The following is a 22291-nucleotide window of genomic DNA, read 5'->3' on the forward strand; positions in this document are numbered from 1 at the left end:
AAGGGCGGATCCGGGAAACCGGGTCCGCCCTTGGCTTTTGTGGCACAGTGCAGACAGGAAATCTGCGCCGACCCATTGCCGTCGGTTAAAATGAACCGTCTACCCATCTCGCAAGCCGCACATGACCGCCGCAACACTGGATCCCACCGCCATCGCCCAATACCTGCTCGACCACCCGCAGTTCTTCGTGGAGCACGCCGCTTTGCTGGGCGAAGTAAAACTGTCGAGCCCACTTACGGGCCGCGCGGTGTCGCTGCAGGAACGCCAGATGGAAGTCATGCGCGACAAGTACCGCACCCTGGAACTGCGCATGTCGGAGCTGGTGCGGCACGCCGAGGAAAACGCGGCCATCGCCAACCGTTTCCATGGCTGGACCCAGCAATTGCTGCGCACCCGCGTGCCGGGCGAGATCCCGGTCGCCGTCGCCGAAGGCCTCGTCAAGCATTTCATCGTGCCGCACGCTACGCTGCGCCTATGGAAACTGGCGTCCGAGCACGCCGACACGTGGTACACGAACGGCGTCTCCGAGGACGTGCGCCTGTTCGCCAGCAGTCTGCGCGCGCCGTACTGCGGTCCGAACAAGGACTTCGAGGCGGTCAGCTGGCTGGACGGCGTGGACGCCGTGCGCTCGACCGTCCTGCTGCCGCTGCGCGCGAACGGCGGCGCCTTCGGCCTGCTCGTGCTCGGCTCGCCCGATCCGGAACGCTTCAGCGCCACGATGGCGACGGATTTCCTCGTCCACATCGGCGAGACGGCCAGCACCGCGCTCGCCCCACTGCTCGACTGACATGGACACGCCGGCCGCGGACGACTGGACCGGCCGCTACCTGGCGGAGCTGAAAACGCAACGCCAGCTGTCCGACCACACGATCGCCGCCTACCGCCGCGACCTGGCCGAACTGGCCCGGCTCACCGGCCAGGCCGACTGGGCGGCATTGACCCATTTCGACATCCGCCGCGTCACGGCGAAACTGCATGCCGAGGGGCAAAGCGCCGCCTCGATCGCGCGCAAGCTGTCCGGCTGGCGCGGCTTCTTCGACTGGCTGTCGCGCCAGCGCCCGCTGGCCGCCAACCCGGCCGACGGCGTGCGCGCGCCGCGCCGCCCCAAGCGCTTGCCGAAGGCGCTGGCCGTCGACGATGCGGTCCAGCTCATGGAAAAGACGACGTCCGGCCATCCGGAACCCGCAGAGCTGTGCGACCGCGCCATGTTCGAACTGCTGTACTCGAGCGGCCTGCGCGTATCCGAGCTGGCCGGACTCGACGTCCACCACGTCCCCGCCCGTGGTGGCCAGCCGGCCTCGCTCGGCTGGCTGGAACTGGAAGCGCAGGAAGTCGTCGTCACCGGCAAGGGCAACAAGATGCGCCGCGTCCCCGTCGGCGGACCGGCGCGCGCGGCGCTGGAAGCGTGGCTGGCCGTGCGACCGCCGGCGCGCGACGGCAGCGCCGCGTTGTTCCTGTCGGCGCGCGACACGCGCATCAGCCCGCGCGTCGTGCAATACCGCCTGAAGGCCCATGCGCAAAAGGCCGGCATGCCGGTCCACGTGCACCCGCACGTGCTGCGCCACTCGTTCGCCTCGCACGTGCTGCAATCCTCGGGCGACCTGCGCGCCGTGCAGGAACTGCTGGGCCACGCCAGCATCACGTCGACCCAGATCTATACTTCGCTCGACTTCCAGCACCTCGCCGCCGTCTACGACCGGGCCCATCCGCGCGCAAAGCGAAAGTAAGTGCGCCAGCGCAGGCAGGCACGGCATGCCGGGTGGTGACGATCCGCAAATTCCGGCATAATCTTCCGATTCCCTGCGGCCGGAACGGCGCCCACCATTGGACAACGACATATGGAATTGATCCCAAGCACCATCCTGACCGGCTTCCTCGGCGCCGGCAAAACCACGTTGCTCAACCGCATCCTGCAGGAAGAGCACGGCCTGCGCATCGCCGTCATCGAAAACGAGTTTGGCCAGGAAAATATCGACAACGAAATCCTCGTGCAGGATCCGAGCGAGCAGATCGTCGAAATGAACAATGGCTGCATCTGCTGCACCGTGCGCGGCGACCTGATCGTCGCCCTGACGAACCTGGCACGCAAGCGCGAAGCGGGCGAAATCAGCTTCGACCGCGTCGTCATCGAGACCACCGGCCTCGCCAATCCGGGCCCGGTGGCCCAGACGTTCTTCGTCGACGAGGAAGTCGGCGCACACTACCTGCTCGACGCCGTCGTCACCGTCGTGGATGCCCGCCACGCCATGGACCAGCTGGACCGCCACGAGGAAGCCCAGCGCCAGGTCGGTTTCGCCGACAAGATCCTGTTGTCCAAGACGGACCTCGTGGACGCCGCCGCCGTCGAGGAACTGAAGGCGCGCATCCGTCGCATCAACCCGCGCGCACCGATCAGCACGTCGGACTTCGGCCGCGCCCCGATCAGCGACGTGCTCGACCTGCGCGGCTTCAACCTGAACGACAAGCTGGAGCTGGATCCCGCCTTCCTCACGACGGAAGAGGCGCACGACCATGGTCACGACCACGACCACGATCATGACCACGACCACGTCCACACGGAAGCGTGCGACCACAGCCACGACCACCATCATGGCCACCACAGCGACGACATCGCCGCGTTCGTCTTCAAGAGCGACCGTGCTTTCGACCCCGAGCGTCTGGATCAATTCCTCGGCAGCATGGTCCAAGTATTCGGTCCGAACATGCTGCGTTACAAGGGCGTGCTGTCGATGGCGGGCGCGGATCGCAAGGTCGTCTTCCAAGGCGTGCATCAAATCATGGGCAGCGACCTCGGTGCAAAGTGGGCGGATGGCGAATCGCGCGGCAGCAAGATGGTGTTTATTGGTAAAAATTTACCGAAAGATGTCTTTATTCGCGGATTGGAACAGTGTTTGGTATAAACTACCCCGGTTCTATGGTGCTCTCATGCACCCTGTGGTTGAACGACTGAACAACGGTCACGGCAGCTCGCCCGGCGCGCACACCGAAGCAATGGTAACCGCTGAGTTAGCTGATAAAATGGAAACTCTGTCGTATCAAAGGTAAGTGAAGTCATGACTAAAACAACGAAACCGAATACCGTTGCGCAGCCCGAAGAACGCCTCCTGACGGAAGAAGAAATTCGGGCCATGAGCGACGACGACTACATGAACCCGGCCCAGCTGGCGTTCTTCAAGAACCGCCTGCAGGAACTCGAAAAGGAACTGCTGAAAAACGCAGGCGAAACGACGGAACACCTGCGCGAAACCGTACTCGTTCCCGATCCGGCCGACCGCGCCACCATCGAGGAAGAGCACGCGCTCGAGCTGCGTACCCGCGACCGCGAGCGCAAGCTGCTCAAGAAGGTCCAGCAATCGCTGGCCTCGATCGAGTCCGGCGAGTACGGCTGGTGCGAAGAGACCGGCGAACCGATCGGCATCCCCCGCCTGATCGCCCGTCCGACCGCGACCCTGTCGCTGGAAGCCCAGCAGCGCCGCGAGCTGAAGCAAAAGCTGTACGGTGACTGATCGCCGTACGCGCCGATGAAAAAGCATGCGCCCGCGCATGCTTTTTTGTTTTTGGGGCCGATGACCCTAGGGTTCGTGCGCACGAATTATTTCCCATCGGATACACTTATCGGATCGCCGGCAAGTTGACGCAGCTCAGGCGTGCGCACCACACCGTCCGCGCCGCCATGCTAATGTCTCGACCGGCAAATGGGCAGACAAGGACGGCATGGGACTCTTCGATTTCCTGAAGAAAAAAGGCAACGCACCGCTGGCGGGTGCGGACGGCTGCCCGCGCCCTGACGATCCGCTGACTGCCGGCCCCGTCACGCGGCTTTCTCTCGATACCGAGGCGGAGCGCGAACGCCAGCGTGAAATCGCGCGCGCCACCGCGGCCAAGATCGATGCGATCGAACTGGAGATGGCCTCCGCCATCTTCGACGACGACGCCTGGGCCGGCACCCGGCGCCCGCCGGCCGCCGCCGGCGCGGCGCCGCCTGAGCAGGCCACGGACCTCCTGCCGGGCGAGGATGAAATGCCGGACGCGGCCGCTACCCCGTCGAGCGCGCCGGTCGTCGAGGAAGCGGCGATCCTGTACGCCAACGACCAGCTCGACGCGGCCGCCCTGCTGCTGCGCACGAGCCTGCGCGACCAGGACGGCGACCGCCTGCCGTGGTGGATGTTGTTCGACCTGGTCCAGATCATGGGCCTCGAACACGAGTTCGAAAGCATCGCGATCGACTACGCCAGCCGGTTCGAGACGTCGCCGCCCACGTATCACCCCGTCGCGGACACGTCGCACGCGCCCGACCGCCAGGTATCGGGGGCGATCCCGACGGCCACCCTGTCCGGCCGCCTCGACGACGGTCCGCTCGCCCGCGCGCAACTCGCCCGCGCCGCCTCGCCCGGTCCGCTGGTCCGGTTCGAATTCCAGGCCGTCACCGCAGTGACGGCGCCGGGCTGCGCCCTGCTGCTGGACGCGCTGCAGGCGCTGCGCAAGGCGGGACGCGAACTCGTGCTGGCAGGCGCCGACCACCTCGTCGCCGTGCTGCGTCCGATGCTGGCGATCGGCGACCGCCGCGCGGGAGAGACGCCCTGGCTGCTGTTGCTGGAACTGCTGCTGCTGACGAACCGTGAAAAGGATTTCGAGGAGACCGCGATGGATTATTGCGTCACCTTCGAAGTGTCGCCGCCGTCGTTCGAGGCCCCGAAGCACGCGGCCTTGAGCCTGGCGGCCGGCCCGGCGGCGGCGGGCGACCGCTTCCTCCTGCCGGCCGCGATCCGGGGCGACAGCGCGGCGCTGCTGGCTGCCATCGCCGACCACGCGGCGCGCCATCCGGTCCTCGTGCTGGACGGGTCCCGGCTCGCACGCATCGATTACGCGGCCGCGAGCGCCCTCGCCGCCCATCTGCGCACGCTTGCCCAGGACGGGCGCGAGGTCGTGCTGCGCGACCTTAACCATCCCGTCGCCGCGCTGCTGCGCCTGCTTGGCATCGGCGACCAAGTGCGTCTGTACGCCCACCGATACTGACGCCGCCAGGCGCCGTGCCCCTCGGATACGGTTCAGTCTTGCAATTTCATATCGCATCCCCACTTGCGGTGAGCAGATCAACCACGAGGCAAATATGGAACAATTTCACGGCACGACGATCGTCAGCGTACGGCGCGGCAACCAGGTCGCGCTCGGCGGCGACGGACAAGTCACCCTGGGCAACGTCGTCATGAAGGGCTCGGCGCGCAAGGTACGCAAGCTCTACCAGAACAAGGTGCTGTGCGGCTTTGCCGGCGGCACGGCCGACGCCTTCACCCTGCTCGACCGTTTCGAAGCGAAACTGGAAAAACACCAGGGCAATCTGTTGCGCGCTTCGGTCGAACTGGCCAAGGACTGGCGCACCGACCGCGTGCTGCGCCGCCTGGAAGCCATGCTGCTGGTGGCCGACCGCGAAAAGACCCTGATCATCACCGGCAACGGCGACGTGCTCGAACCGGAAGACGGCATCGGCGCGATCGGCTCGGGCGGCATCTACGCGCAGTCCGCGGCCAAGGCCTTGCAGGAAAACACGGATCTCGCCCCGGCCGACGTGGTCAAGAAAGCGCTGACCATCGCAGGCGAGCTATGCATCTATACGAACATGTCGCACATCATCGAGACGCTGGAATAACGGCCTCTCCCGCACGAAAGCACTCATGAGCACAATTATGAACATGACCCCGTCCGAAATCGTCTCGGAACTCGACAAGCACGTCGTCGGCCAAAGCAAAGCCAAGCGCGCCGTATCGATCGCGCTGCGCAACCGCTGGCGCCGCCAGCAGGTCGAGGAACCGCTGCGCCACGAGATCACCCCGAAGAACATCCTCATGATCGGCCCGACGGGTGTCGGCAAGACCGAGATCGCGCGCCGCCTGGCCAAGCTGGCCGACGCGCCGTTCATCAAGATCGAGGCGACCAAGTTCACCGAGGTCGGCTATGTCGGCCGCGACGTCGACACCATCATCCGCGACCTGATCGACATCGGCGTCAAGCAGACCCGCGCCAGCGAAATGAAGAAGGTGCGCCAGCGCGCCGAGGACGCGGCCGAGGACCGCATCATCGACATTCTCGTGCCGCCGGCGCGCGACTTCGGCTTCAACGTCAGCAGCGACGCCAAGGACGGCGGCGACGCCACGCGCCAGACCTTCCGCAAGCGCCTGCGCGAAGGCGCGCTCGACGACAAGGAAGTCGAGATCGACGTCGCCGAAGCCTCGCCGCAGATGGAAATCATGGCACCGCCCGGCATGGAAGAAATGACGGAACAGATCAAGTCGATGTTCGCCGGCGTCGGGGCGGGGCGCAAGAAGCCCCGCAAGATGAAGGTGAAGGAAGCGATGAAGCTGCTCGTCGACGAGGAAGCAGCCAAGCTCATCAACGAAGACGAGATGAAGCAGAAGGCCATCGCCAACGTCGAGCAGAACGGCATCGTGTTCCTGGATGAGATCGACAAGATCGCGTCGCGTTCGGAACACGGCGGTGCGGACGTCTCGCGCGCGGGCGTGCAGCGCGACCTGCTGCCGCTCGTCGAAGGCACGACGGTGAACACGAAGTACGGCATGATCAAGACCGACCACATCCTGTTCATCGCCTCGGGCGCGTTCCACCTGTCGAAACCGTCGGACCTGATTCCCGAGCTGCAGGGCCGCTTCCCGATCCGCGTCGAACTGGAATCGCTGTCGATCGAGGATTTCAAGAGCATCCTGACCTCGACGGACGCGAGTCTCACCAAGCAGTACGAAGCCCTGCTGGCGACGGAAGGCGTCAAACTCGAGTTCGCCGACGACGGCATCCATCGCCTGGCCGAGATCGCGTATTCCGTCAACGAGCGCACCGAGAACATCGGCGCGCGCCGCCTGTACACGGTGATGGAAAAGCTGCTGGAAGAGATCTCGTACTCGGCCACCGACAAGTCGGGCCAGGCGCTCGTCATCGACGCGGCCTACGTCAACGAACGGCTGGATGCGCTGGCGGTCAACGAAGACCTGTCGCGCTACGTGTTGTAATCCACGGCTGCAAAAAGGAGAGGCGGCGATGGCAAACAAGGCACTGGCAACCCGGCAAAAAATGCGGCTGCGTGTCGAGCCGACGCCGCCACTCAAACCCCGCAACCCGTTCGCCGGCTTCGCCAAGGCGCGCGCGGCTGGAGCGCATGCAAAACCCGAGGCCAGCGAGCGGTTGGCCGCGAAGCGTGCGCTCAAGAAGGTCAAGCTCGAACCGGACGAGGACTGATCAGGCCCTACTTTGCCGGCATGATCAGCGGCTTGCCCTTCTCGACGAAATAGGTGGCGATGCCCGCCCCGGCCACCGTGCCGGGGTTCCTGGCCGCGTGGATGGTGCCGGCCGGGATGAAGACGGATTGCCCCGCCTTCAGCATCACCGGCGCTTTGCCGTCGGGCAGGTACTCCAGCATGCCCTCGACCACGTACAGCACTTCATCACCCGGATGCGTATGCCTCGGCACGCCATGACCGGCGTCGACCTCGACGCGCACCTCCACGACTTCGCGTCCCGACACCACGCTGTCATGCTTCAGCAGATCGGTGCGCCGCACGCCCGGCGCTTGCGCAAACGCAGCCGCGCCCAATAGCGCCAGAGTGATCACGGTTACCGTTTTCATGGTTCCTCCTTTGGTATCGATTGGACACCGGCGCAGCGGCGAGGGCACAGACGTTCGCACCTGAACTGATGCGTATCATAACGCTGACCCGACTCAGCAGGCGGTCGTGGCTGGCGGGACTCGACATTTCTTGAACTGCCCTGCCTTCTTCTGTACATTCGTCAGGCCGAGTTGACGAACGAAAACAGAGAACTGACCACAACCATGAGCTCCCCCGACATGCTGCTGGACGTGCTGCGCGCCGAACTGCGCGCAGCCGGGATCACCTACAAGATGCTGGCCGACCGCATCGCGATGAGCGAATCGAGTATCAAACGCATGTTCGGCCAGAAGGACATGACCCTGTCGCGCCTGGCGCAGATCTGCCAGGCGGCCGGCATCGCCATGGAAGACGTGCTGCGGCGCGCGGCCGATGCGCGGCCGCAGGCCGACACGCTCACGCTCATCCAGGAAACGGCGCTCGTCGCCAACCCGCGCCTGCTGCTCGTGGCGATCTGCTGCCTCGGGCACTGGAGCCTGGAACAGATGGTGGAAACCTATCGTTTGAGCGAACCCGAATGCATCGGCTTGCTGGTGGAACTCGACCGCCTCGGCGTGATCGAACTGAAGCCGCTGAACCGTTACACGCTGCGGGTCTCGAACGCGTTCCGCTGGTTGCCGGACGGGCCGGTGCAGCGCTTCTTCCGCGCCCACGTCGTCGAGGATTATTTCGCCGGTAACTTCGACGGTGCCGGCGAAACCTTGATGTGCCTGCCCGCACGCCTGTCGCTGGCGAGCGCCGCCGAGCTGGCGGAAAAGATCCATCAGCTGGCCGGCGAACTCGCACGCATGCACCGCAACGACCGCCGCCTGCCCCCGCAGGAGCGCGACGGCTTCACGTTGCTGGTGGGTTTCCGTTCGTGGGAATTCGCGGCGTTCACCGCATTGCGGCGCTGACGCTTATTGCGTATTCATCTGGCCGGCCGGATTGTCGCCGCGCGTCTGCGGCGGCATCTGCTGACCGTTCGGCGTCGGATTGATCGGGTTCGGGTTCGCGGGCGGCGGATTGTCGTGCGTGCCGACGTCGCCCGGGTTCGTCATGGACGGCTGTGGCTGGACGGCGCCCGGCGCCATCGGCGGCTCCGGTACGGCCTGCACCGGCTGCGCGGCCGGTGCGGTCGTGATCTGCTGGGGCTGCGGAAAATTCTGCTGCGGCATGCCGCCCGGCGGCGCCCCACTGGGCGGCATGCCGCCGGGCGCGCCACCCATCGCCGCGGCGGGCTTGGTATCGGTCGCCAGGTCGACACGCTTCATGACGCCGCCATCGGACAGCATCACATAGCGCGGGTGGACTTCCGCCAGCGTGATGCCGGGCGCAAGCTCCTTGCCGACTCGCAGCGCCTTCGGCGGCGAACCTTCGGCGACGATGATCGCCACGCTGCTGCTCCCGTCCGCCACGACGCCCGTCAACTGGTAATTGGTCGCGCTTGCCACGGAGACCTGGCCACCAAACAAAGTGGCGGCGGCATCGATGGTCGGGTCGGGCATGGCGGCCTGCGGCGCCGCCGCGATCGGGCGCTGGGGCGGCTGGTACAACTGCATGATCCAGTACGCCAGCGACACGGCAAACAGGACCACGCCCAGCAGGCTCAGGAAAAAAGGCAAGCGCTTGTTCATCAGTTTCCTTGTCACTGCACCAACTGGTTGATTTCAATAATCGGCATCAGCACGGCCAGCACGATCAATAGCACGACGAGGCCCATGGCCAGGATCAGCACCGGCTCCAGCAGGCCGGCGATGGTCAGGGTGCGCCGTTCGAGGTCGGCCTGCTGTGAATTCGAGGCCCGTTCGAGCATGGCCGGCAGTTCGCCCGTGATCTCGCCCGCGCGGATCATGTGCACGAGCATGGGCGGGAACAGCTTTTGCGCCGACAGCGCCCGCGCCAGGCTCACGCCCTCGCGCACGCTGGCGGTCGCCTGTTCCACGAGTTCCTTCATCGCCACGTTCGACAACGTGTCGCGGCTCGTCTCGAGCGCGCGCAGGATGGGCACACCGGAGCCCGTCGTGATCGCCAGGGTGCTCGCGAAACGGGTCGTGTTCAGGCTGCGCTCGAACTTGCCGTACACGGGCGCGTTCAACAGCCACGTATGCCAGCGGCGCTTGAGCACGGGGTTGCGCAGGGCGCGGCGCCACGCGTACCACGCCGCGATGACGACCAATGCCACATAGATCCCGTAGGCACGCGTAAAGTTCGACACACCGAGCATGAGGATGGTCAGGAACGGCAGTTTCTGCTTGGTGTTGGCGAACACCGACACGATCTGCGGCACGACATAGGTCAGCAGGAAGATCACGATCGCGAACGCGACGACGGTGACGATGGCCGGATAGGTGAACGCCAGGCGCACCCGCTGCACGAGGGCATTGCGGCGTTCGATGTAGTCGGCCAGGCGCGACAGCACGCGCGACAGCTGGCCGATCTGTTCGCCGGACGCGACGAGGGCCCGGTAGATCTCGGCGAAGTCGCGCGGATGGCGCGCCAGCGCACTGGAGAACGACGCGCCGCCCATCACTTCGGACCGGATCGACGCGATCAGGTCGCGCACGTAGGCACGCTCGGCCTGTTCCAGCAACGCGGTGAAGGCCTGTTCGAGCGGCAGGCCGGCTTCCAGCAGGCTCGCGAGCTGGCGCGTGAACAGCGCGAGCTCGACCTGGGACAGGCGCTCGCCGAAGCCGCGCGCACGCGCTGCCCCGCTCTCGTCGACCTGGGCCGCGATGGCCTCGACGGCGAGCGGCGTCAATCCCTGCAGGCGCAGGTCGGCGCGCGCGGCACGCGGGCTGTCGGCGTTCAGGACGCCCTTGCGGGTCACGCCGCCCGTGTCGACGGCTTCATAGCGGAAGGCGGGCATCGATCAATCCACCTTCGTCACGCGCAGCAGTTCGGCTTCCGTCGTGATGCCTTCCTGCACCCACCGTTGGCCATCGTCGTGCATGGTCTTCATGCCGGATTTCAGGGCCGCGTTGCGGATCTCGGCCTCGGCGGCCTGGTTGTGGATCTGCGAACGGATCTGTTCGTTCGTCTCGAGCAGCTCGTACACGCCCACGCGGCCGTGAAAGCCCGTGTGGCCGCAGCGGTCGCACCCGACCGCCACCCAATGTCCCGCTTCCTGGCGCTTGCAGTGCGGGCACAGCTTGCGCACGAGGCGCTGGGCCATCACGCCCAACAGCGACGACGACAGCAGGAACGGCTCGATACCCATGTCCAGCAGACGGGTGACGGCCGACGCGGCGTCGTTCGTGTGCAGCGTGGCCAGCACGAGGTGGCCCGTCAGCGAGGCCTGCACGGCGATCTGGGCCGTTTCAAGGTCGCGGATCTCGCCGATCATGATCACGTCCGGGTCCTGGCGCAGGATCGCGCGCAGGGCCTTGCCGAACGTCATGTCGATGCGGGCGTTGACCTGCGTCTGGCCGATGCCGGGCAGGTCGTATTCGATCGGGTCTTCCACCGTCATGATGTTGGTGGTCGTCGAATTCAGGCGCGACAGCGACGCGTACAGGGTCGTCGTTTTACCGGAACCGGTCGGGCCCGTGACGAGCACGATGCCGTGTGGCTGGTTGATCAGCTTGTCGAACTGCGGCAGCATCTGCCCGCTCATGCCGAGGTGGCTGAGGTCGAGGCGGCCCGCTTCCTTGTCGAGCAGACGCAGCACGGCGCGTTCGCCGTGGCCGGTCGGCAGGGTCGACACGCGCACGTCGACGGGCTTGCCGCCGATGCGCAACGTGATGCGGCCGTCCTGCGGCAGGCGTTTTTCCGCGATGTCGAGCTGCGACATGATCTTGATACGCGAGATCAGCGACGCGTGGATGCCCTTGCGCGGGCGCACGATGTCGCGCAGCGCGCCGTCGATGCGGAAGCGCACGACGGACGTCTGCTCGAACGGTTCGATATGGATGTCCGACGCGCCTTCGCGCAGCGATTGCGTGAGCAGCGCGTTGATCATGCGGATGACGGGCGCATCGTCGGACGATTCCAGCAGGTCCTCGATCGCGGGCACGTCCTGCAGCAGCTTCGTGAGGTCGAGGTCTGCATCGAACTCGTCCGCGACCTGCGACGCGTCGCCGCCGGCCGACTGGTACGCGGCGGCAATGGCCGATTCCAGTTCGGCGCGTTCCATCCGCCGCAGGGTGATGCGCCCGAAACGGCGCGAGACCTCGGCGATCGCCGCGGGCTTGGTCGCGTTCGAGACCAGCACTTCGACGGCTTGCGACGGGTCGCCGCTGGAACGCGCCAGCACGCCGTAATCGCGTGCGAATGCGTAGGGCAACAAGTTATTCATCGTCTGTCAATTCTGTTGGGTCGGCGTCGCCGGCCGGTATTCAGGTTGCGCGGGTTGCACAGGACGGAACTCCGGCTGGGCCGGCGCCTTGGGCTGGCTCGTGCCCGGCCCGGTGGCGGCGCCCGGACGCGCAGTGGCGGGTGCCGGCGGCGGCATCGTCGCCATCGCACTGCCCACGGGCGGCTGGCCATTGACCAGGCTCGGCAGCACCGGTGCGCCGAGGTTCTTCAGCAGCACGGTGTCGTCGACCGGTTGTGCCGTCGTGCCGGCGGCGCGCATGAATTCGTAGCGGTCCATCGACAGGCTGTCGTTCTGTTCCTTGCTGCGCACCACGACCGGGCGCAGGAACACCATCAGGTTACGTTTGGCGCGCGTGCGGGTGCGGTACTTGAACAGGTTGCCGATGATCGGAATGTCGCCCAGCCCACGCGTCTTTTCGTTGTTCTCGGATTCATCGTCCGAGATCAGCCCGCCCAGCACGACGATCTGGCCATTGTCGGCCAACACGTTGCTCTCGATCGCGCGGACGGTGGTCACGATGCCCGACGCCGAGCTGACGGAATTGTCGATCCCCGAATTCTCGTGGTAGATCGCCAGCTTGATCGTACCCCCTTCGGAAATCTGCGGGCGCACTTTCAGCAGCAGGCCCACGTCCTTGCGGTCGACCGTCTGGAACGGATTGCTTGCCCCGCTCGCGCCCGTCGTGAAGGAACCGGTGATGATCGGTATGTTCTGGCCGACCTTGATCGTCGCCAGTTCGTTATCCAGCGTGATCATGTTCGGTGTCGACAAGATGTTGGCGTGTCCCGTACTTTCAAGGGCATGCGCGATCGCGCCCAGGCCCAGCTCGCCGTTCACCTGCTTGAAGAGGCCGATCGACAGGCCGGTCGGCGTCGGGATCGAGCTGCCGGTGGTCGCGCCGGACGCGCCGCTGATGCCCGTCGCCGCGGCCAGCGCCAGGTTGACGATGTTGTTATTGCTGCCGCCGAGGCTGAACGACTGCAGGCCGCCGACGCGGTAGCTGCTGTTGTTGTTGCCGGTCAGGCCCACCCATTGCACGCCGAACTCGGACGCGTCGGTCGACGTCACCTCGACCACCAGCGCCTCGATGTAGACCTGGGCGCGGCGCACGTCGAGCTGGTCGATGACGGCGCGCAGGTTGCGGTACACGGCGTCCGGCGCCGTGATGATGAGGCTGTTGGTCGATGCGTCGGCCTGGATGAAGCCGGAACCCTGGCCGCCGCCGGCACCGCCGGCCGTGGCCTGGCCCTGCTGGGCGAACGAGCCGCCCGTGCCGCCCATGCCGACGCTGCTCTGCTGGCCCTGCTGGCCGCCGAGTCCGCCGGCACCACCGGCGCCACCGGTGGCGGTGGACTGGATCGAACCGCCCGACGTGCCCTGCTGCTGCACCGGCACGGCCGACGCATCCTGCGACACGACGGCGCGCAGCGTCTGCGCGACCTTGCTGGCGTCGGCATTCTTCAGGTAGACCACGTGGATGTTGCCGAGTTCCGTCGTCGGCTGGTCGAGCTTCGCGATCAGGTTCTTGGCCATGCTCGCGCGGGCCGGCGACGGCGCACGCACGATGACGGTATTGGTGCGCGGATCGGCCAGCACGGTGACGCGGCCCGCATCGCCACCGGCCGCCGGTTCCATCAGGCGCGTGACGAGCGTGGCGACGTCGCTGGCGATGCCGTTGCGGATCGGGACCACGTCGAGGTCGCCGGTGGCCGGCGCGTCGAGCGCGGCGATGATCTTCGACAGGCGGCGCAGGTTGTCGGCATAGTCCGTGATCACGAGGCTGTTGTTGCCCGGGTCGGCCATGATCGAGTTGTTGGGCGAGATCAGCGGACGCAGCACGGCCGTCAGGTTGGCGGCGGACTCATGCTGCAGGCGGTAGATCTGCGTGGCGATCTGGTCGCCTTTGACCTTCGAGCCGCCGATGCCGACCTGCGTGGGCGAGGACTGCAGCTTCGCTTCCGCTTCCGGCACCACCTTCGCATAACCGTCGCCGGTAACGACCGCATAGCCCTGCAGGCGCAGTGCCGAGGTCAGCAGCGAGAAGGCCTGGGCCCTGGTCAATGTCTTTTCCGAAACGAGCGTCAGCGTGCCTTTCACGCGCGGGTCGATGATGAACGTCGTCCCCGTGTAATGGCCGACCGCCTTGATCACGGACTCCATGTCGGCATTGACGAAGTTGAGCGCGGCGCCATTACCACTACCGTCCTGGGCATGGGCGAGCGGCGGCAGGACGCTGGTTCCGACGGTGCAGCAGAGCATGGCGCCGGCCACGATGCGGCGCAGTGCCGGGAGTTGCTGGATGCTGCGGGTTGGATTTTTTTTCATCATCTGAACTCTAACGCGATTATGTTCTTGCCGTTCACCATACGCCGTTGACCCAGCAGGTTGAGCAGGTTGCCCAGCGTGTCTTCGTACTTGTCGGCCGCCGCGGCCTGTCCCGAGAAGTGCAAGCGGCCGTTTTCCAATGCTCCATTACCAGACAGCAGGAGCGCACCGCTCACCGTACGCAGCACCACGTCGGCCCGCTGGCCGTGCCAGTCCATGGCCATCTCGTAGGTACCGAGCGGTTTGATCGGGCTCATGCGCGATCCCATGTCGGTCAGCGACAGCACCGTGCGCCCGCTCACCGCCACCGTATTGCCCTGGCGCGCGATGTCCAGCAGGTTCCAGGACAGTTTGATCGTGCCCGTGAGCGCGAGCGTGTTCAACGGCGCACCCAGCCCGGCCAGGCCCTCGGCCGGCAACAGCAGCTGGCCGGCGCTGACCTGCCATTGCGACCAGTTGCCGCTGACGTGTACGGGCTGCGCCAACGCCTGGTCGTTGGCCAGGTCCATGCTGACATCCCCGAACAGCACCAGCGGCGACAGGCGCCAGCTGAAGCGTCCCGGCAGCAGCGGCGTGACGGATCCGCCCGCGCCCGGCGCCCCGCCCACAAAGGCTGAGCCGCGCCAAAGCGTACCCTGCGCATCCCCCAGAGTCAAACGGCCATCCGTCTGCCGTTCGACCATCGGCGCGAGCCATGCCGCCGGCAGGAACGCCAGTACCGTCAGGATCACCGCGAGCGTCGGCAGCGCGATCCAGGCGAACGTGCGCTTCATTGGCCGCTGCCGGTGTTCTGGCGCAGCGTCAGGCTGGCGTCGACCTGGCCGGCGGCGGGCAGGGACGTGACGACGGCGTCCTGCACGAGCAAGCGGTTGGCGCGGCGCTGCTCGTCCAGCCACGTGGCGAGGTTGGCGAACGCCACGTTATTCAACTGCAGCTTGATGTACTCGCCGTTCACCGACAGCGATTCCGGATTCAGGCCGCGCCCCGACAGGCTGCTGCCGACGGTGTCGCGCGTGAGCGGCACGACGTGCGTTTCCGGCGCCTGCGCCAGCGTGCTCGCTTCCTGGGCCATGGCCTGCAGCTCGGCCGCCTGCTGGCGCAGCTGCGGCAACTGGCGGCGCAGCTGGGCGCGCCCTTCGATGGCCGGATCGACGAGCAGCAGATACAGCAGCGCGGCCAGCACGACGGCGCCGCCGGCCGCCAGGAAGCGGCGTTCCTGCTCGGTGCGCGCGAGCCAGAGCGCCGTGGCGCGCTCGCGGTACTGGGCGAAGGTGGTGGCGATGCTCATGGTTTGGCTCCCGTGCTGCGGATGACCCAGTTGCCCGGCGTGCCTTCTTCCAGCGTGAGCCGGCGCGTGGCCAGGGCCGTGCGCAACTGCCCGGTCAAACCGGGGTCGACCGTCTCAGGTTTGACTTTGACGGTCAACGCGCGTTCGCGGTATTCGATTGATGCAATTCCAACCGGACGGCCGAGCGCGCGCGTCGCTTCACCCAGCGCCGAGGCGAGATAAGTAAATTCGTCGGGCGATACGTCGCCCGTGTTGGCGCGCGCGCGGGCGACGTGCTGGCGCATCTGCAGTACGGGATCGAGGATCGTCGTTTCACGCGGATACACGTTGCGGTAGGTCTGGATCATCGACTGGCGCACCGTGGTGGCTTCGCGGCGCAGGCGCAGCCAATCGACGTTCAGCCCGATCAGGTTGACGGCCACGGCCAGCGTGCCGAGCGCGATCGGCCAGCGCCAGCGGCGCCAGTCGCGCGTGGGCGCCCCCGCAGCGCCGAGGCCGCTCACGAGGTCCAGCGCAGTCGTCTTGGAACCGGCGATCCAGTGCGTCCAGTTGTCGGCCTCGATCAGGATGCCGGGACCGGCTTCCTGCGCCAGCGCCTGGTATTCGCCCAGTTGCGCGGGCGGCACGTACAGCACGAGCGGGGCGTCGCCGCTGAAGGCGCGCGCCGTCTGCAGCACGACGGCCGGCGTGGCGTCGAGCGCGAGGCCGAAGCCCTGGAATAGGCTCTGGCGCAAAGTCAGTTCGACGCCGGAAATAGCGGCGGCAACACTGCCCGGCTGCAAAGGCAAGCACAGTTGCGCGGGCTCGGCCATGATGGTGCGCGCGCCCTGCGCCAGCAGGCTTTTCACGATGCCTTGCAGCCAGTCGCGCTCGACCACGGCGATGGGCCGCATGCCGTCGGGCTGCTCGGGTGCGGCCACGAGGACGGCGTCCATCGGATCGCCCAGGATGTGTTCTTCGACGAGGCCCGGCAGCGCGGCCTTCAGGCGCGCGCCGGACAGCGGCGGCGCCTGCACCGACAGCAGGGTCACGTCGGCGGCGGCGAGCAGCAGGACGATGCGGCGGCTCGTGCCGACCAGGTCGCCCAGGTTGCGCAGCGGGCCTTCGCCATGCTGGTCGATCGCGCCGCCATCGGTGACGAGGGCGAAGCGGCACAACGCATGTTCACCTTCGGCACGCGCGGGATGCCGGATATAAAGTGTGCTCAAACTGTCTCGCTTTCTCGATCTTCTGTTGGTCGTTTTAACATGCCCTGCGCTATCCCTCGAGACTTCTGTCCAATTCAATACTGGCGGATCCACACCACTTTCGGCCCGCTGCCCGCCACCAGGTTCGACGACCGGTGGATCAGCGCCTGCGCGTCCAGTGCCGCGCGGTCCAGGCGGATGCGGCTGTCGACGAAAAACCAGTCGCTCTTGACGCCCGCCGTACCCTCCACCGGTTTCCGGTTGTCGCCGATCTCGGTCTCGAAATAATTCAGACCACGCCACGCCGCCTGCTTGCGCCGCACGATCAGCGTATTCGCTTCCGACACCGACATGTCCGGCACGACGGCCGCCAGCACTTCCGCCGGCGCCGTGTTGACGTTCACCGGCGTTTTTTCCGGCAGCACCGTCACGAACGGCCGCAGCCGCTCGACGATGGCCGGCGTCACACCCCGCACCGACAACAAGTCTTCCACCTGCAGAATCTTCATCGGCGCGCCCGTCACGGGCGCGGCCTGCGTCTGCTTCGTCGGGTCGTTGCCCTCGTCCGTCGTGGCCGCCAAGCCGGCCGCGACGAAGTTCGCGATGCGCAGCGCCAGGCCCTGGTCCAGCTGCAGGTTGTTCAGCAGGCGTTTGAAAATCACCTGCTGCTGCGGATCCGGCAACCCGCGGCTCATCCCCAGGTTGCGCAAATTGTAACGCGAGCATGCGTCGGTAATGTTACCGGACAGGCTTGCATCGAACGTTTCTCCTTCGACCCGCTGGCGTTCGACGTATTGGTCCAGGCGCGTTTCCGCCAGCGGCGTCGCCCAGACCTGGTCGAGCGACGTGTAGTCGCGGTGGTCGATGCCGTCCTGGAACAGGACCAGCGTCGACCAGTCGAGCGCGCCGCGCAGGATCCACTTGGTCTGCAAGTGCAGGCGCTGGTTTTCCATCGAACGCACCTGCACCTGCTGCTGCCAGAACAGGCTGGCGACGATGGAGATCGCCAGCGTGGTGAGCAGCAGCGCGGTGATCACGGCCACGCCGCGTTCGCGCGCGGGTCGGCGCTGGCGCGTTCTCATGGTTCCCCCAGCAGGAAGGATTTGACCATCGGCTGTTGCAGGTTCTGGGCCTGCAACGCGACCTGCAGGCCGGTCGGTTCGTTGCTTACCTGCGCCGGCAGGTCGGGCTGCTGCGACTGGACCGGCTGCTGGCCCGTGCCCGCCGCATTCGCACCGGGATCGACGCCACCCTGGCGCCAGGAGTTGTTGAGCCAGGTCGCGACCTGCATGCCTGTCACGCCGGTCTGCAGGGCGACGGCCGGGTTGGTGTCGGCGTCGCTCGTGACGGCCTGCCACAACGCGTCCAGCTGGACGAGGTCGCGCGTCGGCTGCGATTCGCGCCGCATCAAGGTGCCGTTGACGATGCGGTACGCGACCACCTGCAGCCGCGACGGCTGGTTTTCCGTAAACACTTCGCGCACGAGCGTCAGGCGGTCGGCGCCGACGAGGAGATAGGGCCGCTGGTCGACGACGTCGCGCTGGGCGATGTGTTCGCAGTCGCTCTGCATCTGCGCGAAGGCCAGCTGCATGCCGCGCGTCGTTTCCATCTGCTGCGTGAGGGCCACGCGGGCACGCACGATGCCGTCCAGCCCGCGCCAGCCGAGCACGGCCACGATGGCGAGGATGCTGATCGCCACGAGCAGCTCCACCAGCGTGAAGCCGCGGGCCCGGGAAGAGTTCGTCATCGCCACGGCTTCAGCACGAGTTGGACCAGCTTGACGATGCGCCGGTTGGGGTTTTCGATGTCGTACACGGAGACCTCGACCCGGCGCAGGCGCGGGTTCGGGCTGGCGATCACTTCTTCCTGGCACACGAGGTGCAGGTCGCCCTGCGGGCAATCGAAGCCGTGCTTGCCGATGTCGGGAAATTCCTTGCCCAGGCGGATCTGCACGAGCCGGTTCTCGGCCGACCAGGTCGCCATCATCGAGGCGCGCAGGCTGCTGCCGTTGGCGCTCAGGCTGCCGACGGCACGCAGGCCCGCGCCCAGCGCCGTGCCCACGATGACGAGGGCCACGAGCACTTCCAGCAGCGTGAAGCCGCGTTGCCGGTTCGGGAATCGCATGGCGCGCATGATTGACCTCTTCACTCCACCGTGAAGTGCCCGACCCCGTCGGCGCGGATGGCGACGCGGTCGTTGCCGCTGGCCAGCGTGAGCACGAACGGCTTGTCGACCGGTTCGCTGCCGAACGTGATGCGCAGCGGATTCAGGGTACCCGCGCTGGTCGGGTCCAGCAGCAGGGTCAGCGGAGCATTCTTGAAGTCGCGCTCGCGCAGCATGTCGTCGTTCACGATCGGTTGCCAGCGCGTTTCGGTGCGCACGAGGAAGTGGTAGCGCTCGGGCGTGGCCTCGAAGGCGACGAGGCGGTTGCGCACGATGGCTTCGTCGCGCGCCAGCTGCAGCAGCAGCGCGATGCGCTGCGCCTCCTTCTGCAGGTCCTGGTGCGGGCTGGGAATGGCGTTGAGGCTGGCCAGCCCCAGCGTGATGCCGATGATGACCATCACGACCATGATCTCCACCAGGGTGAAGCCGCCGGCGCGGCCGGGCGCGCGCGTGGTCATCGACACACCTACGTTATTTGTTGTCCCACGAACCGACGTCGGCATCCTCGCCGGTACCGCCCGGCTGGCCGTCCGCGCCCAGCGAGAACACGTCGATCTCGCCGTGCAGGCCCGGCGACAGGTACTGGTACGGATTGCCCCACGGGTCCTTCGGCAGCTTGTCGATGTAGCCGCCTTCCTTCCAGCCGTTGGCGGCCGGGCCGCTGGTCGGCTTCTGGACGAGGGACTGCAAGCCCTGCTCCGTGGTCGGATAGCGCTGGTTATCGAGCTTGTACATCTTGAGTGCCGACATCAGCGTGGCGATGTCGACGCGGGCCGCGGTCACGCGCGACTCGCCGGTACGGCCCAGCAGCTTGGGCACGACGAGCGCGCCCAGGATGCCGATGATGACCACGACGACCATGATTTCGACGAGGGTGAAACCGCGCTGGCGGCGCTGCCGTGCGAAACGATGCTTGAAGTTCTGCATAGATGTGATGGATATGGTCGAAAAAACAGTATAAGGCCGAACGAGCAGGGATGACGTTAAAAGTCGTTTGGAAAATGTTCCAACTCGTCAGGAAAATTGTCTAATTGTAAGATAGACGACGCAGAAAGACACCTTCTGCGTGCGCCGCGACTCATTCTACGCCGGGACGCCCTGCGCAAACGGGGCAGCACGGATTGCGCGCCACGCCGATCTCCGTCCACTCCATGGCGCGCGCATCCAGCATCTGCAGCCGGCCGGCCAGCGAACGGCCGCTTCCGGCCAGCAGCTTCAGCGCCTCGGCCGCCTGCATGGCGCCGATGATGCCGACCAGCGGCGCGAACACGCCCATCGTGCTGCATGCCACTTCCTCGAACTTGCCATCCTCCGGGAACAGGCAGGCATAGCAGGGCGAAGCGGGGTCGCGCACGTCGAAGACCGAGATCTGCCCGTCGAAACGGATCGCGGCGCCCGCGACGAGCGGGACGCCGGCGGCAACGCAGGCGCGATTGACGGCATGGCGGGTGGCGAAATTGTCGCTGCAGTCGAGTACGACATCGGAATCGCGCACGAGTTCCCCTAAACGTGCAGCATCGGCGCGTTCGCGCAAGGCGACGACCTCGACCTCGGGATTGATCTGGTGCAGGGCTTCGCGCCCGGACTCGACCTTGGGCTGGCCCACGCGGGCCGTCGTGTGCATCACCTGGCGCTGCAGATTCGTCAGGTCGACGGTGTCGTCGTCGACGAGCGTCAACCGGCCCACGCCGCCCGCGGCGAGATACAGCGCGGCCGGCGAGCCAAGACCGCCGGCGCCGATCACGAGCACGCGCGCGGCCAGGAAACGCGCCTGGCCTTCGATGCCGATCTCGTCCAGCAGGATATGGCGCGAATAGCGAAGCAGTTGCTGGTCGTTCATCGCTTCGGTGCAGACGGCCTGGCGTCGTCCTTGATCTCGGCCGGCTTCGGCTCCTGGCCCGGCAGCTTGGCCGGCGCGGGCTTGTCCTCGTCCGGATCGGCCTTGGCGAGCTGCACCTTCAAACCCTTGAAGTGATTCAGGGCTTGCGTGAGCTGGAAGTCATCCTTGCCGCCGAATTCGACCGGTTTCTCATTCTTCAGCGCGGCCATGGTGAACTGCTCTTCCTCGAGCTCGTCGCGGCGCTTCGCGTTCGCGCTCTTGCTGTCGGCCGCGTCGTTCGTCAGGTGGTGATCGAGGTCCGCTTCGCGCACGCGCACGGCGTTCAGGCCGTCGCCTTCCGGCGTCTCGTCGACCTTCAGGTCCGGCACGATGCCCAGCGCCTGGATCGAACGGCCTTTCGGCGTGAAGTAACGGGCCGTCGTCAGTTTCACGGCCGTGTCGGGCGTCAGCTGGCGCAGGGTCTGCACGGAACCCTTGCCGAACGTCTGGCTGCCCATCACGATGGCGCGTTTGTAGTCCTGCAGCGCGCCCGCGACGATTTCCGACGCCGAGGCCGAACCCGTGTTGACCAGCACCACCATCGGCACGGTCTTCAGCGCGGCCGGCAATTTCGCCAGCGGATCGGCGCCCGGCTTGACGGCATAGAATTCGCGCCGGCCGTAGAACGTGGCGTTCGACTCGGCCAGCTGGCCCTTCGTCGAGACGATCACGTCATTCGCCGGCAGGAAGGCGGCGGAGACGCCGATCGCGCTCGGCAGCAGGCCGCCCGGGTCGTTGCGCAGGTCCAGCACGAGGCCCTTGATGTTCGGGTTGCGGGCGTACAGGTCCTTCAATTTGTCCGCGACGTCGTCGACGGTCTCTTCCTGGAACTGGTTGATGCGCAGCCAGGCATAGCCGGGCTCGATCATCTTCGCCTTGACGCTGGCCACCTTGATTTCCTCGCGCTCGACCGGCACGACCCACGGCGTGTCCGCGCCGCGGCGCGCGATGGTCAGCATCACCTTGCTGTGCGGCTCGCCGCGCATGCGCTTGATGGCATCGTCCAGCGACAGGCCTTTCACCGGCACGTTGTCGATGCGGGTGATCAAATCTCCGGCCTTGATGCCGGCACGGTAGGCGGGCGAATCCTCGATGGGCGAGACGATCTTGATGTAGCCATCTTCCATCGCGACCTCGATGCCGAGGCCGACGAAGCGGCCCTGCACCTCTTCGCGCATCTCGGCGAAATCCTTCTGGTCCAGGTAGACGGAATGCGGATCCAGCGAACTCACCATCCCGGCGATGGCGTCCGACAGCAGCTTCTTGTCGTCGACCTTCTCGACGTAATCGCTTTTAATCAGGGCATACACATCGGCCAGCTGGCGCAGCTCGTCCAGCGGCAGGGGCGCATCGCCGCCCTTTTGTGCCAGCGCCGAATACTGGACCGAGACGGCCACCCCGGCCACCATGCCGAGGCCGATCAGACCGAGGTTCTTGAGTTTCTTGCCCATGCTGTTCCCTGGATTGTGCTTCCGGAAA

The 22291-nt window shown here is 66.3% G+C and carries 24 protein-coding genes; 9 read left to right on the plus strand and 15 right to left on the minus strand.

All coding sequences use genetic code 11. From position 1 onward, the window contains the following. Window positions 1-121 precede the first annotated feature (121 nt). The 8 genes from ACEN9H_RS29110 (at window position 122) to ACEN9H_RS29145 (ending at window position 7245) form a co-directional block, all read left to right on the plus strand. Entirely contained in the window at window positions 122-787 is a 666-nt protein-coding gene (locus tag ACEN9H_RS29110) for a DUF484 family protein (protein ID WP_413672988.1), read from the plus strand. Window position 788: 1 nt separating this feature from the next. After that, entirely contained in the window at window positions 789-1727 is a 939-nt protein-coding gene (gene xerC, locus ACEN9H_RS29115; RefSeq protein WP_413672989.1) for a tyrosine recombinase XerC, read from the plus strand. Window positions 1728-1838: 111 nt separating this feature from the next. Continuing rightward, window positions 1839-2900 carry a CobW family GTP-binding protein gene (locus tag ACEN9H_RS29120; protein WP_413672990.1) on the plus strand — a complete coding sequence of 354 codons (1062 nt, stop codon included), beginning with the start codon at window positions 1839-1841 and terminating at the stop codon, window positions 2898-2900. Between the two features lie 153 nt (window positions 2901-3053). Further along, window positions 3054-3506: an RNA polymerase-binding protein DksA gene (gene dksA, locus ACEN9H_RS29125; RefSeq protein ID WP_056134490.1), complete on the plus strand. Its 453-nt coding sequence runs from the start codon at window positions 3054-3056 to the stop codon at window positions 3504-3506. Window positions 3507-3714: 208 nt separating this feature from the next. Continuing rightward, a complete protein-coding gene (locus ACEN9H_RS29130; RefSeq protein WP_413672991.1) occupies window positions 3715-5016 on the plus strand; it encodes an STAS domain-containing protein in 1302 nt (433 codons plus the stop codon). 94 nt (window positions 5017-5110) lie between these two features. Then, entirely contained in the window at window positions 5111-5647 is a 537-nt protein-coding gene (hslV, locus tag ACEN9H_RS29135) for an ATP-dependent protease subunit HslV (RefSeq protein ID WP_036231052.1), read from the plus strand. 37 nt (window positions 5648-5684) lie between these two features. After that, window positions 5685-7019, plus strand: coding sequence for an ATP-dependent protease ATPase subunit HslU (hslU, locus tag ACEN9H_RS29140; RefSeq protein WP_056134480.1), 1335 nt, complete (start codon window positions 5685-5687; stop codon window positions 7017-7019). Between the two features lie 28 nt (window positions 7020-7047). Further along, window positions 7048-7245: a hypothetical protein gene (locus ACEN9H_RS29145; RefSeq protein WP_056134478.1), complete on the plus strand. Its 198-nt coding sequence runs from the start codon at window positions 7048-7050 to the stop codon at window positions 7243-7245. A 7-nt stretch (window positions 7246-7252) separates the two neighbouring features. Here ACEN9H_RS29145 and ACEN9H_RS29150 read toward each other — a convergent pair whose 3' ends face one another. Continuing rightward, entirely contained in the window at window positions 7253-7633 is a 381-nt protein-coding gene (locus ACEN9H_RS29150) for a cupin domain-containing protein (RefSeq protein ID WP_413672992.1), read from the minus strand. A gap of 204 nt (window positions 7634-7837) precedes the next feature. Between ACEN9H_RS29150 and ACEN9H_RS29155 the strand changes: the two genes are divergently transcribed. Further along, complete coding sequence (locus ACEN9H_RS29155) at window positions 7838-8569, plus strand: helix-turn-helix domain-containing protein (protein WP_056134472.1); 732 nt, start codon at window positions 7838-7840, stop codon at window positions 8567-8569. A 3-nt stretch (window positions 8570-8572) separates the two neighbouring features. Here the strand turns inward: ACEN9H_RS29155 and ACEN9H_RS29160 are convergent, their stop codons facing one another. From ACEN9H_RS29160 to ACEN9H_RS29225, 14 genes are all read right to left on the minus strand, one after another. Continuing rightward, window positions 8573-9289 (minus strand): type II secretion system protein N, encoded by a 717-nt coding sequence (locus ACEN9H_RS29160; protein WP_413672993.1) that lies wholly within the window; start codon window positions 9287-9289, stop codon window positions 8573-8575. A gap of 11 nt (window positions 9290-9300) precedes the next feature. Then, window positions 9301-10521, minus strand: coding sequence for a type II secretion system inner membrane protein GspF (gspF, locus tag ACEN9H_RS29165; protein WP_056134466.1), 1221 nt, complete (start codon window positions 10519-10521; stop codon window positions 9301-9303). Between the two features lie 3 nt (window positions 10522-10524). Continuing rightward, on the minus strand, window positions 10525-11949 hold the full coding sequence (gene gspE, locus ACEN9H_RS29170; protein ID WP_056134463.1) for a type II secretion system ATPase GspE: 1425 nt from the start codon (window positions 11947-11949) through the stop codon (window positions 10525-10527). Window positions 11950-11955: 6 nt separating this feature from the next. Further along, entirely contained in the window at window positions 11956-14295 is a 2340-nt protein-coding gene (gene gspD, locus ACEN9H_RS29175; RefSeq protein ID WP_413672994.1) for a type II secretion system secretin GspD, read from the minus strand. Continuing rightward, window positions 14295-15068, minus strand: a complete 774-nt coding sequence (gene gspN, locus ACEN9H_RS29180) for a type II secretion system protein N (protein ID WP_413672995.1) — start codon at window positions 15066-15068, stop codon at window positions 14295-14297. Before gspN ends, gspD begins: the two co-directional genes overlap by 1 nt. Next, the gene (gspM, locus tag ACEN9H_RS29185) at window positions 15065-15583 is read right to left on the minus strand and encodes a type II secretion system protein GspM (protein ID WP_056134458.1); all 519 of its coding nucleotides are present in this window, start codon (window positions 15581-15583) and stop codon (window positions 15065-15067) included. The genes gspN and gspM overlap by 4 nt, the downstream gene beginning before the upstream one ends. Beyond that, on the minus strand, window positions 15580-16791 hold the full coding sequence (gspL, locus tag ACEN9H_RS29190; RefSeq protein ID WP_413672996.1) for a type II secretion system protein GspL: 1212 nt from the start codon (window positions 16789-16791) through the stop codon (window positions 15580-15582). Before gspL ends, gspM begins: the two co-directional genes overlap by 4 nt. A 74-nt stretch (window positions 16792-16865) precedes the next feature. Next, entirely contained in the window at window positions 16866-17852 is a 987-nt protein-coding gene (gene gspK / locus ACEN9H_RS29195; protein WP_413672997.1) for a type II secretion system minor pseudopilin GspK, read from the minus strand. Continuing rightward, the gene (locus ACEN9H_RS29200) at window positions 17849-18517 is read right to left on the minus strand and encodes a type II secretion system protein J (protein WP_413672998.1); all 669 of its coding nucleotides are present in this window, start codon (window positions 18515-18517) and stop codon (window positions 17849-17851) included. The genes gspK and ACEN9H_RS29200 overlap by 4 nt, the downstream gene beginning before the upstream one ends. Next, the gene (gene gspI, locus ACEN9H_RS29205) at window positions 18514-18903 is read right to left on the minus strand and encodes a type II secretion system minor pseudopilin GspI (protein ID WP_371764245.1); all 390 of its coding nucleotides are present in this window, start codon (window positions 18901-18903) and stop codon (window positions 18514-18516) included. Before gspI ends, ACEN9H_RS29200 begins: the two co-directional genes overlap by 4 nt. An 11-nt stretch (window positions 18904-18914) precedes the next feature. After that, entirely contained in the window at window positions 18915-19391 is a 477-nt protein-coding gene (gene gspH / locus ACEN9H_RS29210) for a type II secretion system minor pseudopilin GspH (protein WP_056134443.1), read from the minus strand. A gap of 13 nt (window positions 19392-19404) precedes the next feature. Then, the gene (gene gspG / locus ACEN9H_RS29215; RefSeq protein WP_371764243.1) at window positions 19405-19860 is read right to left on the minus strand and encodes a type II secretion system major pseudopilin GspG; all 456 of its coding nucleotides are present in this window, start codon (window positions 19858-19860) and stop codon (window positions 19405-19407) included. 151 nt (window positions 19861-20011) lie between these two features. Further along, complete coding sequence (locus ACEN9H_RS29220; RefSeq protein ID WP_371771676.1) at window positions 20012-20773, minus strand: HesA/MoeB/ThiF family protein; 762 nt, start codon at window positions 20771-20773, stop codon at window positions 20012-20014. Beyond that, window positions 20770-22263: a S41 family peptidase gene (locus ACEN9H_RS29225; RefSeq protein ID WP_413672999.1), complete on the minus strand. Its 1494-nt coding sequence runs from the start codon at window positions 22261-22263 to the stop codon at window positions 20770-20772. Before ACEN9H_RS29225 ends, ACEN9H_RS29220 begins: the two co-directional genes overlap by 4 nt. Between the last annotated feature and the right edge of the window lie 28 nt (window positions 22264-22291).

Source organism: Massilia cellulosiltytica (genome assembly GCF_047325105.1).
Lineage (GTDB): Bacteria > Pseudomonadota > Gammaproteobacteria > Burkholderiales > Burkholderiaceae_D > Telluria > Telluria orientalis.